The sequence below is a fragment of the Blautia sp. HCP3S3_B11 genome (assembly GCF_052064435.1).
Lineage (GTDB): Bacteria > Bacillota > Clostridia > Lachnospirales > Lachnospiraceae > Blautia_A.
This window is the reverse complement of the sequence record NZ_JBQHVP010000011.1, coordinates 15,249-30,106: the sequence shown is the minus strand read 5'-3', so window position 1 is coordinate 30,106 and position 14,858 is coordinate 15,249. Positions and strand designations below refer to the sequence as shown.

The 14,858-nt window shown below is 39.3% G+C and carries 16 protein-coding genes and 1 pseudogene; 2 read left to right on the top strand and 15 right to left on the bottom strand.

Features of this window, described 5'->3' with window-relative positions; all coding sequences use genetic code 11:
• Positions 1 to 39 precede the first annotated feature (39 nt).
• Positions 40 to 576 (bottom strand): MarR family winged helix-turn-helix transcriptional regulator, encoded by a 537-nt coding sequence (locus ACTNC0_RS10105; protein ID WP_441087260.1) that lies wholly within the window; start codon positions 574 to 576, stop codon positions 40 to 42.
• Positions 577 to 956: 380 nt separating this feature from the next.
• Here ACTNC0_RS10105 and thrH point away from each other — a divergent pair, with 380 nt between their 5' ends.
• A complete protein-coding gene (thrH, locus tag ACTNC0_RS10100; RefSeq protein ID WP_117675585.1) occupies positions 957 to 1,559 on the top strand; it encodes a bifunctional phosphoserine phosphatase/homoserine phosphotransferase ThrH in 603 nt (200 codons plus the stop codon).
• 222 nt (positions 1,560 to 1,781) lie between these two features.
• Here the strand turns inward: thrH and ACTNC0_RS10095 are convergent, their stop codons facing one another.
• Entirely contained in the window at positions 1,782 to 3,446 is a 1,665-nt protein-coding gene (locus tag ACTNC0_RS10095; protein ID WP_441087259.1) for a bifunctional diguanylate cyclase/phosphodiesterase, read from the bottom strand.
• 207 nt (positions 3,447 to 3,653) lie between these two features.
• Positions 3,654 to 4,166: an NUDIX hydrolase gene (locus ACTNC0_RS10090; RefSeq protein ID WP_441087258.1), complete on the bottom strand. Its 513-nt coding sequence runs from the start codon at positions 4,164 to 4,166 to the stop codon at positions 3,654 to 3,656.
• Between the two features lie 216 nt (positions 4,167 to 4,382).
• On the opposite strand from ACTNC0_RS10090, the gene ACTNC0_RS10085 reads away from it, so the two are divergent.
• Positions 4,383 to 5,966 (top strand): glucose-6-phosphate isomerase, encoded by a 1,584-nt coding sequence (locus tag ACTNC0_RS10085; protein ID WP_441087257.1) that lies wholly within the window; start codon positions 4,383 to 4,385, stop codon positions 5,964 to 5,966.
• Positions 5,967 to 6,094: 128 nt separating this feature from the next.
• Here the strand turns inward: ACTNC0_RS10085 and ACTNC0_RS10080 are convergent, their stop codons facing one another.
• The 12 genes and pseudogenes from ACTNC0_RS10080 to ACTNC0_RS10025 form a co-directional block, all read right to left on the bottom strand.
• Positions 6,095 to 7,789, bottom strand: a complete 1,695-nt coding sequence (locus ACTNC0_RS10080; protein WP_441087256.1) for a two-component system response regulator — start codon at positions 7,787 to 7,789, stop codon at positions 6,095 to 6,097.
• A gap of 460 nt (positions 7,790 to 8,249) precedes the next feature.
• Complete coding sequence (locus ACTNC0_RS10075; RefSeq protein ID WP_441087255.1) at positions 8,250 to 8,882, bottom strand: 4'-phosphopantetheinyl transferase family protein; 633 nt, start codon at positions 8,880 to 8,882, stop codon at positions 8,250 to 8,252.
• A gap of 105 nt (positions 8,883 to 8,987) precedes the next feature.
• Complete coding sequence (locus tag ACTNC0_RS10070; RefSeq protein ID WP_441087340.1) at positions 8,988 to 9,242, bottom strand: STAS domain-containing protein; 255 nt, start codon at positions 9,240 to 9,242, stop codon at positions 8,988 to 8,990.
• Positions 9,243 to 9,444: 202 nt separating this feature from the next.
• The gene (locus ACTNC0_RS10065) at positions 9,445 to 9,699 is read right to left on the bottom strand and encodes a hypothetical protein (RefSeq protein ID WP_441087254.1); all 255 of its coding nucleotides are present in this window, start codon (positions 9,697 to 9,699) and stop codon (positions 9,445 to 9,447) included.
• A gap of 173 nt (positions 9,700 to 9,872) precedes the next feature.
• A complete protein-coding gene (locus tag ACTNC0_RS10060) occupies positions 9,873 to 10,814 on the bottom strand; it encodes an Arm DNA-binding domain-containing protein (protein ID WP_441087253.1) in 942 nt (313 codons plus the stop codon).
• A gap of 44 nt (positions 10,815 to 10,858) precedes the next feature.
• Positions 10,859 to 11,017: a hypothetical protein gene (locus ACTNC0_RS10055; protein WP_441087252.1), complete on the bottom strand. Its 159-nt coding sequence runs from the start codon at positions 11,015 to 11,017 to the stop codon at positions 10,859 to 10,861.
• A gap of 1,258 nt (positions 11,018 to 12,275) precedes the next feature.
• Positions 12,276 to 12,638 (bottom strand): type II toxin-antitoxin system HicB family antitoxin, encoded by a 363-nt coding sequence (locus ACTNC0_RS10050; RefSeq protein WP_441087339.1) that lies wholly within the window; start codon positions 12,636 to 12,638, stop codon positions 12,276 to 12,278.
• A complete protein-coding gene (locus ACTNC0_RS10045; RefSeq protein ID WP_441087251.1) occupies positions 12,622 to 12,879 on the bottom strand; it encodes a type II toxin-antitoxin system HicA family toxin in 258 nt (85 codons plus the stop codon). Before ACTNC0_RS10045 ends, ACTNC0_RS10050 begins: the two co-directional genes overlap by 17 nt.
• 145 nt (positions 12,880 to 13,024) lie before the next feature.
• Complete coding sequence (locus ACTNC0_RS10040) at positions 13,025 to 13,645, bottom strand: HNH endonuclease family protein (RefSeq protein WP_441087338.1); 621 nt, start codon at positions 13,643 to 13,645, stop codon at positions 13,025 to 13,027.
• A 25-nt stretch (positions 13,646 to 13,670) separates the two neighbouring features.
• Positions 13,671 to 13,844 (bottom strand): annotated as a pseudogene (locus ACTNC0_RS10035) (Y-family DNA polymerase); the annotation flags it as partial.
• Positions 13,835 to 14,041: a hypothetical protein gene (locus tag ACTNC0_RS10030; protein WP_441087250.1), complete on the bottom strand. Its 207-nt coding sequence runs from the start codon at positions 14,039 to 14,041 to the stop codon at positions 13,835 to 13,837. The pseudogene ACTNC0_RS10035 and the gene ACTNC0_RS10030, both read right to left, overlap by 10 nt.
• A gap of 63 nt (positions 14,042 to 14,104) precedes the next feature.
• On the bottom strand, positions 14,105 to 14,839 hold the full coding sequence (locus ACTNC0_RS10025; protein WP_321069819.1) for an 8-oxo-dGTP diphosphatase: 735 nt from the start codon (positions 14,837 to 14,839) through the stop codon (positions 14,105 to 14,107).
• Positions 14,840 to 14,858 lie beyond the last annotated feature (19 nt).

The following is a 14,858-nucleotide window of genomic DNA, read 5'->3' as shown; positions in this document are numbered from 1 at the left end:
GTCGATGTCCTCCTTATTCTTTATAATTGTTACCTCTCATTACTTTTTATGTTCACAATGTTCTTCTTTACCATGAACATCATCAACTTCCTGTGACTGTCTCTTTTTCTCCTGATCTGCCAGACAATTACATACGCTTCTGCGATTTTCATACATCTGCCACAGAACCTGCTTGCACAGCTCCACATCTTCTTTCGGGATTCCCCGAACCATTGCCTCTTCATTTTCCTCGATGCTCTTAAGAATTGCCGAGCGGATGTTCTCTGCCTTTTCGGTAGGGACAATCCGTTTCAGACGTGCGTCCTGTCTGGCACTCTCTCTGTAAATATAGCCATTCTTCTCCATCAGCTTCAGAATTCCGGTCGCTGTTGGCTTTCTGACCTGAAATTCCTCTTCAACATCTTTCTGATAAAGATCCCGATGCATCGTTTCGAGAAGAATGAATTTCAGCACATGCTTCTGCATCGTTGTCAGATCATCATTCTCCATCACTTCGGTCGGATTATGCCGCCGCATGGAATGTGACAAAATATGGATCAGTCTGCCAACATGCATATCCTTTAGTCTCTGTTTCATTTCTTCCTCTATCGCTCCTGCACCTCCTGTCAGTCAGATATTTGTAATCCGCTTCATTACTTTCTGATTTATAGCAAGCTGATAAAATCCCACCTCTTCAGAATACCAGTACATAGAATCCTGAAAGTGGGAAGTTTTATGGCTTTCCATTTAGTTAGTACACTAACTATTTTTTTATTATAATGATGCATATGTGGAATGTCAATCATTTTTATCAATAACAATTTGTATTTTTTATAATCCAGAAATTGCGTCTGCCCGGAAAGTATGTTAATATAGTTTCACTGAGTACAGCGATAAAATACAAAAGTCCGAAAATAATATTCTGTAAAATCAGATGGATTCCGGACTATGTTTAATAACAAAGGAGGATTTTTATTATGTATATTACATGTCTTGACGTAGAAGGTGTATTGGTGCCGGAAATCTGGGTTGCATTCGCAGAAGCCAGCGGAATCCCGGAACTTAAGAGAACTACCCGTGATGAGCCGGATTATGATAAATTAATGAACTGGCGACTTGGCATTCTGAAAGAACATGGTCTCGGACTGAAAGAGATCCAGGATGTTATCGCAAAAATTGACCCGCTTCCAGGTGCTAAGGAATTTCTGGATGAACTTCGTTCCTTCTCTCAGGTCATCCTGATCAGTGATACTTTCACACAGTTTGCTGCACCTCTAATGGAAAAGCTTGGCAGACCGACACTGTTTTGCAACACTCTTGAAGTTGCAGACAGCGGTGAGATCACTGGCTTCAAGATGAGAGTGGAACAGTCCAAATTAAGCACTGTCAAAGCTTTACAGTCTATCGGATTTGATACGATTGCAAGTGGTGATTCCTACAATGACCTTGGTATGATCCAGGCAAGTAAAGCCGGATTCCTTTTCAGAAGCACTGATAAGATCAAAGCTGACTACCCGGATATCCCGGCGTATGAAGCTTATGATGAATTACTGTCAGCTATTAAGAATGCTATGAAATAATTGACGGAAATCCCAGAAACTAATTATTTTGAAACATTACTCAAAAATCAATCAATAGCAATTTCGTATTGTAAATAATTTCCAGTTATTACAAAAACCATCATACATTCCCAACAACATCGAAATATTTTTTCGTTGCATCGGTTCTGTATGATGGTTTTTTATAAATTCACACAATATATCTCAGAATTTTAGAAGATCCAAAAACGCTTACTATTTTTACTATTTCGTTATCCCGTATTTCTCTTTAAACTGCTCCGCCGAACATGGCTTGCTGTAATAATATCCCTGAATATAATCCGGTTTCATTTTAGCGATCAATTCCAGTTCTTCTTTCGTCTCAATCCCCTCTATCACAACATTAAGGTTCAGGCTATGTATCATATCTATAATATGATCTAACAGTTTATGTTCATATTCGTTCTTTAACGCCTGCATCGTGAAGCTGCGGTCAATCTTCACCGTGTTCGGAGAAAGTCTTCCGATATTTTTCAGGTTCGAATATCCCGTACCGAAATCATCCATCGCGATACAGACACCCATCTCCTTAAAACTCTCCCACATGTGCTGGACATTCTTGGATGTCTCCAGATATCCACTCTCCGTCAGTTCCAGGATAATACTTTCCGTGGAAAGAGAATGCTTCACGAGAATATTGTGGAAATCCTCAACCAATGCACTCTTAAGCAGCTGAATATAAGACAGATTGATACTGATCTTGAAGTTTGAATAAATCTTTCTGCATTCTTCACACATCGTCATAGCGGTATCCATGATCCATCTTCCCACAGGAATGATCAGACCGCAATTCTCCAGAAGCGGTACAAACTCCATCGGAGAAATAAATTCGCCCTCAGAGGTATGGAATCTAAGCAATGATTCTGCCGCATACAGACTCTGATCTTTCAGTTCAATGATCGGTTGATAATTCAGGGAAAATCCTTCATAATTATGATTTACGGATTTTCTCAGTTCTCTGGTAATCTGTCGTTCTCTTAAGAATACTTTATAATCTTCCTCATTGTAGACGTAAACCTGATTTCTTCCAAGTTCCTTCGCATGGTTCAAGGCAAACAGGCTTTGCTTTTCAAGAGCGGTATATTCAATCTTTTCGCTTCCGTCACCGCCGTACAGTCCGGCTGATATGGTAAACACAGCTTTATATTGAAGCTTCTCCATCAGATGTTCAATGTTTGCACGAATCTTATTATAAAGCTCCACTCCACTTTCCAGATCTCCGCCAACATCATTAACGACCAGGTATTCATCCCCTATGATACGGTAAACCTGCTCTCCACAGCCAAGACTTTCCCGAATACAGCCTGCCACCCCACGGATAACTTTATCTCCGTAAGCGGTTCCCAGTCTCTCATTCAGTTTCTTGAATTCATCAATTCCCAGTCTGAGAACGTATCCTCTGAAATATCCGTTTTTACGTTCCAGAAGATCTGCAAATACCCTATCTCTTAAAAGTCCGCTGGTATTGTCTGCCATCGGATTTGCACCGATCTCATTGATACAACCAATCAGATAACGCAGATTTCCGTCCTCGTCTTTTACTATATTTCCACGGCAGTTTATCCAGATTGGATTTCCTTCGCGATCCATCCAGCGGTAAACCATGTTGTGCTTTGTTTTCTTTCCGGAGAGAATCTGGTCAAATTCCTCTTCAAACATCTTCTTGTCTTCCGGACATACAAAAAGTTCATGTGTTTTCATCACATCATGAAAAACCGATGTCGGAATCCTGAAACGTTCTACCGCTCTCTTGGAAATGTAATATACATCGTTCACAATATCGTAGGCATAAAGATAGTCATTCATACTGGACGAATATTCTTCCCCGTATTTTATTAAGTCATTAAATATAATCCTCTTGTTTTCCATGTAAAATATCCCCCAACATTTCCACTATACTATCTGCCACTAGTGTGCCGACAAGTTTCTCTCGACTTGTTGCACATTATATATTACCGTAAGGTTTATCGTAACCGAATCAAGTAAGCCCACTGCTTATTGCTCTTCGCAATTGAAGCGGGACTTACTTGATTCGGTTAAATTTTTCATCTACAGTTCCCTTCAGGAATTCTTATATCAATCCGGCTGCAGTTCAAACGCTTTCTTTATGCTGTCATAATGCAGAAATTTTCCTTCTGCCGCAAATGCCTTAATCTCATCAACTGTAGCAAACATATATCCGTCTGTTTCCTCTGTCTGCAGATGCAGATCCTTCTCGTTAATGTCCATCACAAAGCGATACACATCCACAAAATAATTATCGCCCTCACCCGGGTTCTCTCTTTTATATGTAAAAAGATATCCACCTTCTGCACCACGTGCATCCAGACCTGTTTCCTCTTTTACCTCACGCAAAACAGCTTCGTAAGATTCCTCTCCCGCCTGAGCAGCTCCGCCGGATACTTCCCACCAGCCTGGTGCCCATGCTTTCGTCATTACGCGTTTTGTTATAAGGAAAGTTCCATCCGGTCTTGCAACCACACCCAGAACTGTCAGATGATATTCTCCATCCTTTAAGCACCAGTCATTTCTCTTCATTGTGCGTCCGGTCGGTTTCTTGTCTTTATCATAAATGTCCCAAAACTCCATGTTGATCTGTTTCCTTTCATTAATGTATTGCTACCCTTTCATTATACGGCTTTTCCCTGTCGTAAAGCAACTTATTTATGAAAAATAAACAAGATACCTGCAAAATATCCTTAAATTCCATGCATCCTTGCATTGAAATTAAAACAATTATTAAGTATAATTGCATTAGACAACTGTCACCGTATGGAGGCAGTCATTTAAAGGAGGAATATTATTATGGCAACATGGAAAAATCTAGATACCCTTGCTTCTTACAGCAAACTTGCCGAACTGAAAGGTCATGTAAATATTGCAGATGCCATGGCAGGCGAGAAAGGTGCTGAACGTGTAAAGAAATACAGCACACCGATGGCAGCCGGCTTAACTTACAACTACGCTGCAAAACAGGTTGATGAGACAGTTCTGGATGCACTTGCAAAACTGGCAGATGAGGCTGAGCTTATTGACAAATTCCAGGAATTATACAACGGTGCTGTGATCAACACAGGAGAGAAACGTATGGTTCTTCATCACCTTGCACGTACACAGCTTGGCGAAGACGTAGTAGTTGATGGTGTCAACAAACGTGAATTCTACGTTGCACAGCAGAAGAAAGCCGCAGACTTCGCAAATAAAGTTCACGCAGGTGAGATTACTAACGAAAACGGCGAGAAATTCACAACTGTTGTACAAATCGGTATCGGTGGAAGTGATTTAGGTCCTCGTGCATTATATATTGCTCTTGAGAATTGGGCTAAAGCAAACAACACATCCAAGATGGAAGCTAAATTTATCAGCAACGTAGATCCTGATGACGCAGCTGCTGTTCTTGCTTCCGTAGACCTTGCTCATGCTCTGTTCATCGTTGTGTCCAAATCCGGTACAACTCTTGAAACACTGACAAATGAAGCCTTCGTAAAGAATGCTCTGGTTAAAGCAGGATTAAACCCATCCAAACATATGCTTGCCGTAACAAGCGAGACATCACCTCTGGCAAAGAGCGAAGATTATCTTACAGCAATCTTTATGGATGACTATATCGGCGGACGTTACTCTTCCGTTTCCGGTGTAGGCGGTGCGATCCTTTCCCTTGCTTTCGGTCCTGAAGTATTTGCACAGATCCTCGATGGAGCTGCTGCTGAGGACAAGCTTGCTACAAACAAGAACATCCTTGAGAACCCGGATATGCTTGACGCCCTGATCGGTGTTTATGAGAGAAACGTACAGGGATATCCTGCTACAGCAGTTCTTCCATACTCTCAGGCATTAAGCCGTTTCCCTGCACACTTACAGCAGTGTGATATGGAGTCCAACGGTAAATCTGTAAACCGTTTCGGTGAACCTGTAAACTATGTGACAGGACCGGTTATCTTCGGTGAGCCAGGTACAAACGGACAGCATTCCTTCTATCAGTTACTACATCAGGGAACTGATATCGTTCCGCTTCAGTTCATCGGCTTTAAGAAGAGCCAGCTTGGTGTAGATGTTGATATCGAGAACAGCACAAGCCAGCAGAAACTCTGCGCTAACGTTGCAGCTCAGATCGTAGCATTTGCATGCGGTAAAGAAGACGAGAACCTCAACAAGAACTTCACGGGCGGTCGTCCTTCCAGTATCATCGTAGGTGAAGAACTGACACCGGCTTCTCTTGGTGCATTACTTGCTCACTTCGAGAACAAGATCATGTTCCAGGGATTCGTATGGAACTTAAACAGCTTCGACCAGGAAGGTGTACAGCTTGGTAAGGTCCTTGCCAAACGTGTTCTCGCACACGACACTGACGGAGCACTGAAAGTATACAGCGATCTGTTAAACATCTGATTTGCAATTTTATAAAAATATATACGGGAAATCATCCAGATCTGGATGATTTCCCGTTTTTTTACTATAGCCATTCTACAAAATAATGCAAATAAGACAGCCCAGCAGAGTGCGAAGGAAAAGGAAGATTACGCTCCACAGAGCTTCTCCACAAATTCAGCTCTCGGCAATGGTCTGGAATAATAAAATCCCTGAATAGCATCACAGCCCATTTCTCTCAGAAGTTCTACCTGAGCTGCACTCTCCACACCTTCGGCGATCACATTCATGCCGAGTCCATGTGCAAGAATCGTCACCTGTTGTACGATCATTCTTCCTTTATCCTGCCCGATACAGTCAATCAGACTCTTATCAATCTTTAATGCATTAAATGGCAGTTCACTCAACGTGATCAGCGAAGAATATCCGGATCCAAAGTCATCCATATGTAATGCAAACCCAGCCTTTACAAGTCTCTCTGTAAAGTCTCTGATCTTCATATTATGAAGCGTAGCCGTCTCTGTCAGTTCAATTGGCACATAGGAAAATGGAATTCCCGTTTCTTTTATGATATCAACATAACGATCTACAACGCCTGTATGATGAATACTTGCACGTGACAGATTTACCGAGATTGGAACCAGTTTCTGTCCTTTCTCCATAAGTTCTCGCTGAAATTCACATACATGTCTGAATATATATTCATCCAGTTTTACGATCAGGCCATCTTTCTCATATAGCGGAATAAAATCCCCCGGCATCACCATAGAACCATCCGGATTGATCCAGCGTACCAGGGACTCTGCTCCTACGATTTTCTCTGTTTTTACATCATATTTCGGCTGGAAATATGATGTAAATTCTTTATCACGAATCGCACTGTCAAATCGGTTCTCCAGCTTTCTGTCAAACATCTGTTTCCGGTTTAACTCTTTCGTATAATATGCAATGCTGTACTCATAATTATCACGAATACTGCGGATCGCCATAAATCCTCTGTCACAGATTACGGAAACCGGTAACGAAATATCAATATTTTCATAAATTCCGTACTTGATCATAAGATTCGGAATCGGAGCATTCTCCGCAATTTCTTCTGTCACTCTCTTCATTATATCTAACGACAGATCCATCTCCCCGTAAGCAAGGCATACAAACTGATCACTTCCATATCTGGATACCAGACCACGCGGTATCATCTTTGTATATGCCCGGGCCAGATAACACAGAACCTGATCCCCGATCTTATCTCCATAACTGCTGTTAATCAGTTTAAAATCTCTGATGTCGGCAACTACCAGATGAAATTTCTCCTCCGCCTTATCCTTCAGAAGTGCTTTGGCATGATAGAAGAATGCCTGTCTGGTATAAATTCCGGTAAGTTCGTCATGCTCTACCGCTGTAAGTGTCAGCACAGACTCTCTTAACTTTATTACACTGTTGATTCTGCCCATTACGATTTTAAAATTATAAGGTTTCGGAATAAAATCAACCGCACCCATATCCAGACACTGAATCTCCGCATCCTTCGAATTACTTCCGGTCATAACAATGACCGGTATTGTTGATAATACTTTATCCGTATTTCTCCGTCTGAGAAATTCAAATCCATCACACACTGGCATGCAGATGTCAAGTAATACTACAGATAATTCTCTGTAATATTCCCTGAGAATCTTAAGTCCTTCTTCCCCATTCTCCGCAAGAAGAACTTCAAATCTCACTTCCAGAAAAGAAGAAAGGATTTCACGATTCAGTTCATTGTCCTCTACGACCAGAATCTTTCTCTTTGCTGGCTTTTTTCCCGATTCCAGCAGTTTTACATTGTCAGAATCTTTTATCATACTTCTCTATTGCTCCCTTCAGACCGAAAAGCCAAACATTACTGTTCACTCCGTTTCAGGTAACAGTAAAACATCTCCGGATATGTCTGCCGGAGATGCTTAAAATTCATTGACGATCTGTTTGTTCTTCTAATGTATCTTAAAATAACCAACCAGATGTATACTCTCGTTTCCTGTCAGAGTTTTCTACAATTTAGGCCTCGTAACCTCACGATTTTAATTATGCAAAATATCCTAAGTTATAAAAAATCATACATGATATAAATGTATTTTGGCTCCTTAATTTTACCTTATTTTGCATAATCTTTCAAGAGTTAATGTGAAATCGGGGAAACTCTTTCGTTACTGTTCACACGCCACTATCCCGCAAACAGTAACATGACGTCCACAATTTGCAGACGTCACATTTCCAATTGCTATCGTTTTCTCTTTCCCGGTAGCTCATATAAAATTTATTCCATTACAGAATATCGCAGAACTTCTCTTCGTCAAGAGCAAACTCCATTTCATTACTGACAGAAAAAATATATCCATCGAATTCCAGAGTCTTAAAAAAACAGTTTTTCTCTGAAGATTTTCCGAGGATAAATCCATTCTCTGTCGGAATTACTTCAAACGAGTCCAGTGCAAGGCTCATTCCTTTTCCAGTCATCTTCATGTAGCTTTCTTTTAACGTCCAGAGTGTAAAGAATGCTCTGTTTTTGTCATCCGCAGATCTTATATATTCAAGTTCTGTGGAGTAGAAATAATGTTCTGCTACCTCAAGTGGCGCTTTACTGTTCTTTTCAATGTCACATCCGACTTCGCAGTCTGATAATACACCGACTACATAATCCCCTGCATGTGACACATTAAAAAAGAGGTTGTCCACAAATGGTTTTTCATTTTCGGAATACTTCAGATTATTTTCTGAAAATCCATTTTCATTAAGAATTTTTCTGATGATGATACCTGCTCCAAGGCTTCTTTTCCGGTCATCAGGCTGAAGATACCTGATGGCCTTTTTTCTTCGCCTCTCGTCAACCAGTTCGAGAAGCTTTTTATCCTGCAGCGGATCATTAAAATTCCTGATATTGATTCTGTATAATTTCATTCTATATCATCCATGAATCAAATTGCTGACCACTCAGTCCTCAGCAATACACTACCTGAATACCTCGTAGAATAACGTTATATAAACATCAGCAATCCTTATATCTTATCTCTCGATTTCTATCTGCTGGTCAAATCCGGTAAGTCTGAAAATATCAAATACTTCATCCGAAACATTTATAATCTTAAATCCATCCTTACCCATCATCTTCTTATATGCAACGATTACCTGACGCAGTCCTGCTGAAGAAATATATTCAAGCTTTGCAAAGTCAAACACGAGGCTTGTAATGCTATCCTCAAGTTCTGAAAGTGCCTCCTGTAACTGAGGTGCTGTCTGTGTATCAAGCCATCCTCTGATCTCCAGCGTTGCTTTTTTTCTTTACGATTTCCATGAAATGTACCTCCTTCAAATAAGCTCTAAATTTCACAATTTCCCCTATATTAAATTATTATTTTATCATAAAAATAACTACATTTCATTTAAAAAGAACGAAATGCAGTTATTTGGAATGAAATGATATTTTGTTGTGCGTTTTCCTGCCGCAAACAGGGCATACAATCTATTCTGTTTTTATAAGCTTATCCATTCCATCCTGTACCAAAGCTTCAGTACGAGTATCAATGGAAAAGGTCGCTTCATCTAAGTACTGCACTCGTTGTTTTGTCCCTACCACGACAATATTAGAATATATACAGTTCCTTACTATAAAATCTTTCTTATACAACCCACTGGCTTTTACTCGTTCTTCAATCATTGACTTTTCCCATGGCGTAGGACGAAACGCTATTGTTGGATTGATGTGCTGCCCTGGCATATTTTTCGGCTCCTTCCATTAATTTTCATCCGCTTCCGCTAACCTCTCCAACTGATCTGCCAGCTTTCGTGACTGGTCTGGATACAAATGAGAATATGTAGATAGTGTTGTCTGAATCTTTTCATATCCCAGTCTGTCTGCTACCAGATTAGGCTGTGCCCCAAATTTGGAAATCAGCATGCTGGCGTGAGAGTGCCGAAAAAAATCCAAACGTTTGGATATCTAAGATCATGTAATCGGATTCTTTTTACCTCTGATAACTCAACACCTCTCTGTATTTCATGTTCCCAGTATGCTTTTGTCGTGTTCTGAAACAATCTGTCTCTTGCCATGAGTCCGTACAGCCTACCTGTGTACTCCTTTAACTCTGTTACGAGAAAATCCGGTAATGTGATGATTCTCTTTCCTTTTTTTGTTTTCGGATCAGTAATCACATCTCTGTTCCCGATTCTCTGATAGGACTTAGTTATCCTGAGCGTTTTTTCTTCCTCGTCAAAATCTTCTAATGTAAGAGCCAGCAATTCGCCAATTCGGCATCCTGTCCAGTATAAAATCATAAAACCACAATGGGAAGTTGGCTTATCTTCCATACAGGAAATAAACTGTTCAAATTCATCCTGTGTCCAAAAATTCATCTCGTCTGCTTTACTTTTCCCAATAGTTCCTGCCTGACGGCATGGATTCCTCGGAAGATCATAATACTTTACAGCATAGTTAAAAATGCAGGAGAGCTGATTATTCACAGTACGCAAATATGTCTGAGAATACCCTTCCTTCAGTAACGTGTTCTGCCACTCTCGGATATCTTCTGCTGATATCTCTGAGGTGTTTCGGTTTCCAAAGTAGGGTAAAATTTTTAACTCTACAATGTAATCTTTGCCTCTCATGGTGTTCTCACGCAGACGCTCCTTCATATCATTCCTGTATATCTCCCAGAAAGCCTTGAAATCCATGTTCAGATTGTGAGCCTGTTGCATTGTAAACTGATTAACCCATGCTACTGCTTCTCTTTTCGTTTTAAAATTTCGTTTATGTTTCTTTACGCTTTTCCCGGTCCAATCCCTGTAATAGAACTGAACATCCCATAAACCTTTCTCGTTCTGATTTACTGTCAATTATATTGCTCCAGCCTGCGTGGACTTGTGTCAGCATTATTCTTTTATTTAGTCAGCAATAGATTTTTGAAATTATTAAAAATAACTCGTATCAATTCCGGTTCATCAAGCGATTTTGCTATAAGTTCATACTCTTCCCGTAATAATGACGGTGAAAACTTTTTTCCATCAACTTTTGAATATGGTCCATCACTTTCTATCAACAATCTATCTTTTGAAATTGTCTTTAAAGCCTTACTATGTCTATATGACTTCAGGTGCCAACAAGTTTCTAAGAATCTACTACTGACGAGTGAAAGAATATCTCGCATCTCTTCCAGAGTCTTAATTATCCACCAAGATTTTCAGACCAGCACTGGCGTGGTGGTCTTATTTTGATACCCAATTTTCAATCTGTATAAATTTTTCAATGTTCTTTCAATTTAGCCTTGACTTTTTATTTGCAGGCTGTTTTACCGTCAAGTATATCTCTCCTTTCTGCCTCAGAGGCATAAAATTACCTCTGAGACATCTGCTACCTAGGCTTCTCTTTCTGCTATTCCATGGCAACGTTCTTCTAAGTACTTCCTTGGAACTTTACCCGAAATAGTGATAAAACCTTTTTGTTCCAATTCTTTGTTTAAATCCCTTATAATTGCATAGCTCTTACCTTTCGCTTCGAGTTGCGTTCTAAACGCAATAAATTATATAACGATAAGAAAATCCAAAACTTGTCTGAATTAGAGTTAATCTCCGGTAAAAATCAAAATCCCATTTCTACCGTACAAAAACTGCTCAGACAAATGTGTGGTACCGGAGATTTCTATACATATAACAGAGCGAAAGAAATAATTCAAAACTGTTCTTACCTTCCCAAAGTAAAAAAATATGCTGCGTCTCCTGGAAGCCATGAAATTTCATCGCACACTTAATTATTCGGTTCTCCACGAATATGATGACACCATAACCAGAAAGTGGTTCAAACAATGCATGAAGCATCTCAACGATATCGATTTATCACCAATTACCCTACCAAACAAATGTCCTCTGAAATATTTTCCTAATCCTGTCGAATACCTCTTAGGACATTCATCAGAGCACTTAAAAAAAACAGATGTTGTAACTTTTGATTTTACCGAAATTGAAGAATAAGTTTATATCTATTCCAAACACTACTGAACATATTTCCAATCAATACTGCTATTATGATTAGGACTCTACTATTCCGCCTGATAATAGAACCAAAGCATAAACAAAGAGACCGGAAACGCCTTGTTTTCAAGGCTTTCCAGTCTCTTAATATGCCAAATTTATTATTCAAACTCGGCAAGTCCAAAGATATTCTTAAATATATTTGTTTAAGTTTTGTATCTTTCTTGCCATTATTTTATTTCTGTTTCATATATTATTTTGGCTCGCTGATTTTCTGTTGCCAATTTGTTGCCAAAGCATTATAAATGCTGTAAATAAACTTGACAACATTTATTTTGAAAACACCGCATCATTTCTGGAAAGTAGATACACACAGTATTGATTCATACTGATTCCCTCTCTCTGAGAATGCTCTGCCAGTGATCTGTGTAGGCTTCGTGGAATTCTCAATTTAAACTGTCCGGAATAATCTTCCAAACTGTCTGGTTTATGAATCTCTACACCATCTTCCAATGCAGCTTCAATCCATGCTTTTTTTGCATCCAGTGCATTTGCTACCGCACTCTCCACTGTCTCACCACAAGTAATGCATCCAGGCAAATCCGGATAAGAAACTACAAATCCGCCTTCATCTTTGTCTTCCACAATTTCCATACGATAGGACATTGCCATATAATCATTCAGCGTCTTCATCATTCTTCGCCTCACTTTCTACAATCTGCCTTACTATTTCTACATACACCTTCTTGATTGGTTCGTGCTTTGGTATTGTAATTGGCATACACCCTTGCTTTCTAAAAGTGTAATGACTGCTTCCACTTCTTGGTGCATTCATTTCGTATCCGTAGCTTTCCAATACCTTTCGTAACTCATCAAATCGGAGGTCTTTTGATAAATTACATATACGTGCTATCAGTTTATCCCACTTTGACATTTGTTATACCTACTATCTATATTATATGTGGTATCGTATATGGTGTCAATATTTTATTGTCTATTCCAAAATTTTTCATTTGATCGCATAAAATAATATAAAACATACCTATGTCAATGTTTCTTTGAGCTATCAACATTCCGTTCTAATTTGTTACTTCTGTTTTCCACTCTTCTTCTGACAACTCCATTACATTGACTAACTGTTTGCAGAAATTGTATATATGACTTGCACTTAAATTTGATTCATAATAATATTCATTGCACAACTCTTTAGGTCTTCTAAAAATTTTTGCATTTTTTCCAACGAGCGATGGATAATCCGTTTCTATGTTTTCAAGCTTATCCGGGGCTAAATCAGATACAACTTTCAATGTATACATTAAAACATCTGCCCATGTCTTTACATTAAATTCTTGTCCAAGAACTACTAACAAATAAGGTTTTGTTCCAGTTACACTTGACAAATCGCTACTATTGATTGTTTCACCAAAATATGGATATATTTTCATCAATTTACTTGCAAGAATACCTGCTCTTTGTTTTATTTCTATATCGCTCCATTTTTCAACCGTTGAAAAATACTTATTCATCTCTAAGTGAGATTCATTGTATATTTCACGCTTTCTTTTAAAACTATCATTTGACAATTCTGAATTATACGCCGTAAGCGTTAAATTTCCCAGCGTGTTTAAGTATAATTCATGGGTTTGTTCACAATCATCACCTAAATGTATTTTCCATTCGTCAGAAAGTGTTTGTGGCATAACATGCTCTATTGTCATATTATCTAAGTTTTGCAAATATCTTATTCCATGAAACACCAATGCTGACCGTGACTCCCAACTCATGCTGTATTCTTTTACTGATTTCATTTGCAATTTTCATTCCATCACCTTTTATCGAAGTGCTGGCAGATACATCCAGCCAACTTTCATCAATTCCGAATGGTTCTCTCAAATCTGTATCTCTGTCATTGGATTATCTGCATTTGGTTCTGTCTCGTCTTCCTCTGTAGTCTTTTCCGGAAATGCAATCTCTTCCACCTCCCGGTATTTCTGTCTGTTATCATAAGAATCCTGCCAGTAATCCAAGAGGAATTTCCCGCATATCACCGAAATTACCAGAAACACAATCAACATTACTTTTTCTATTTTCCTCACATAGCACCTCCTTCCGGGCATGAAAAAACCGGCAGGTATTTCACTGCCAGCAAACGCCATAACTTAATATAAAGTTCCTACATATTTTCCATCTTCCAGATGCATATAGCACTCATTCATCTGTGCAGATTCCATCATCTGCAAAACGTACTCCATCCCAGTGGCAAGTTCCTTTTCTTTAAACTCTTCCTTCGGAATCCAGTAAACACTTCCTTCCTCAGAGCTATGTAATATTCCTGAATACCGATCTGCCTTATACAAGAATATCACATGATGAGTGCCTGATTTATTCCAATGATATATGCCACAGAACAGAGGATTCTCAATCGTAAGTCCCGTCTCCTCGTAAACTTCACGGATGACAGCCTTTGTAAAGATCTCACCATTTTCCACATGCCCACCCGGAAACGTTGTTCCGGTATAACTGTCATTTACTTTGTCCAGTGCAAGTACATTTCCTTTTCCATCTTGCACCATACATAGATTCATGAAGCAAACTGTTTCCGTTTTCTTTTCCTCATGCTGGTTAAGGGAGCGTCTCACTCGTTTGTTAATATCAGCCCTCTTTTTCTTATAGTGTTTCACCACTTCGCCATAGGGAATCCATATATCTGCAACTGTGATCCGATCATATACTTTTGAGATAACATCCCCGATTTGCTTATCCCCGGGAAATGTATAGTTTTTCTCATAATATGCCTTTGTCTCCAGATACATCCATTCAGCTATTTTTTCCTTTTGTTTCAGTTTCAGATGAGAATACTTCTTATCCGTCTGAAGAAGTTTGCCATCAATCATTTTATGGTTCTTCCGGGAC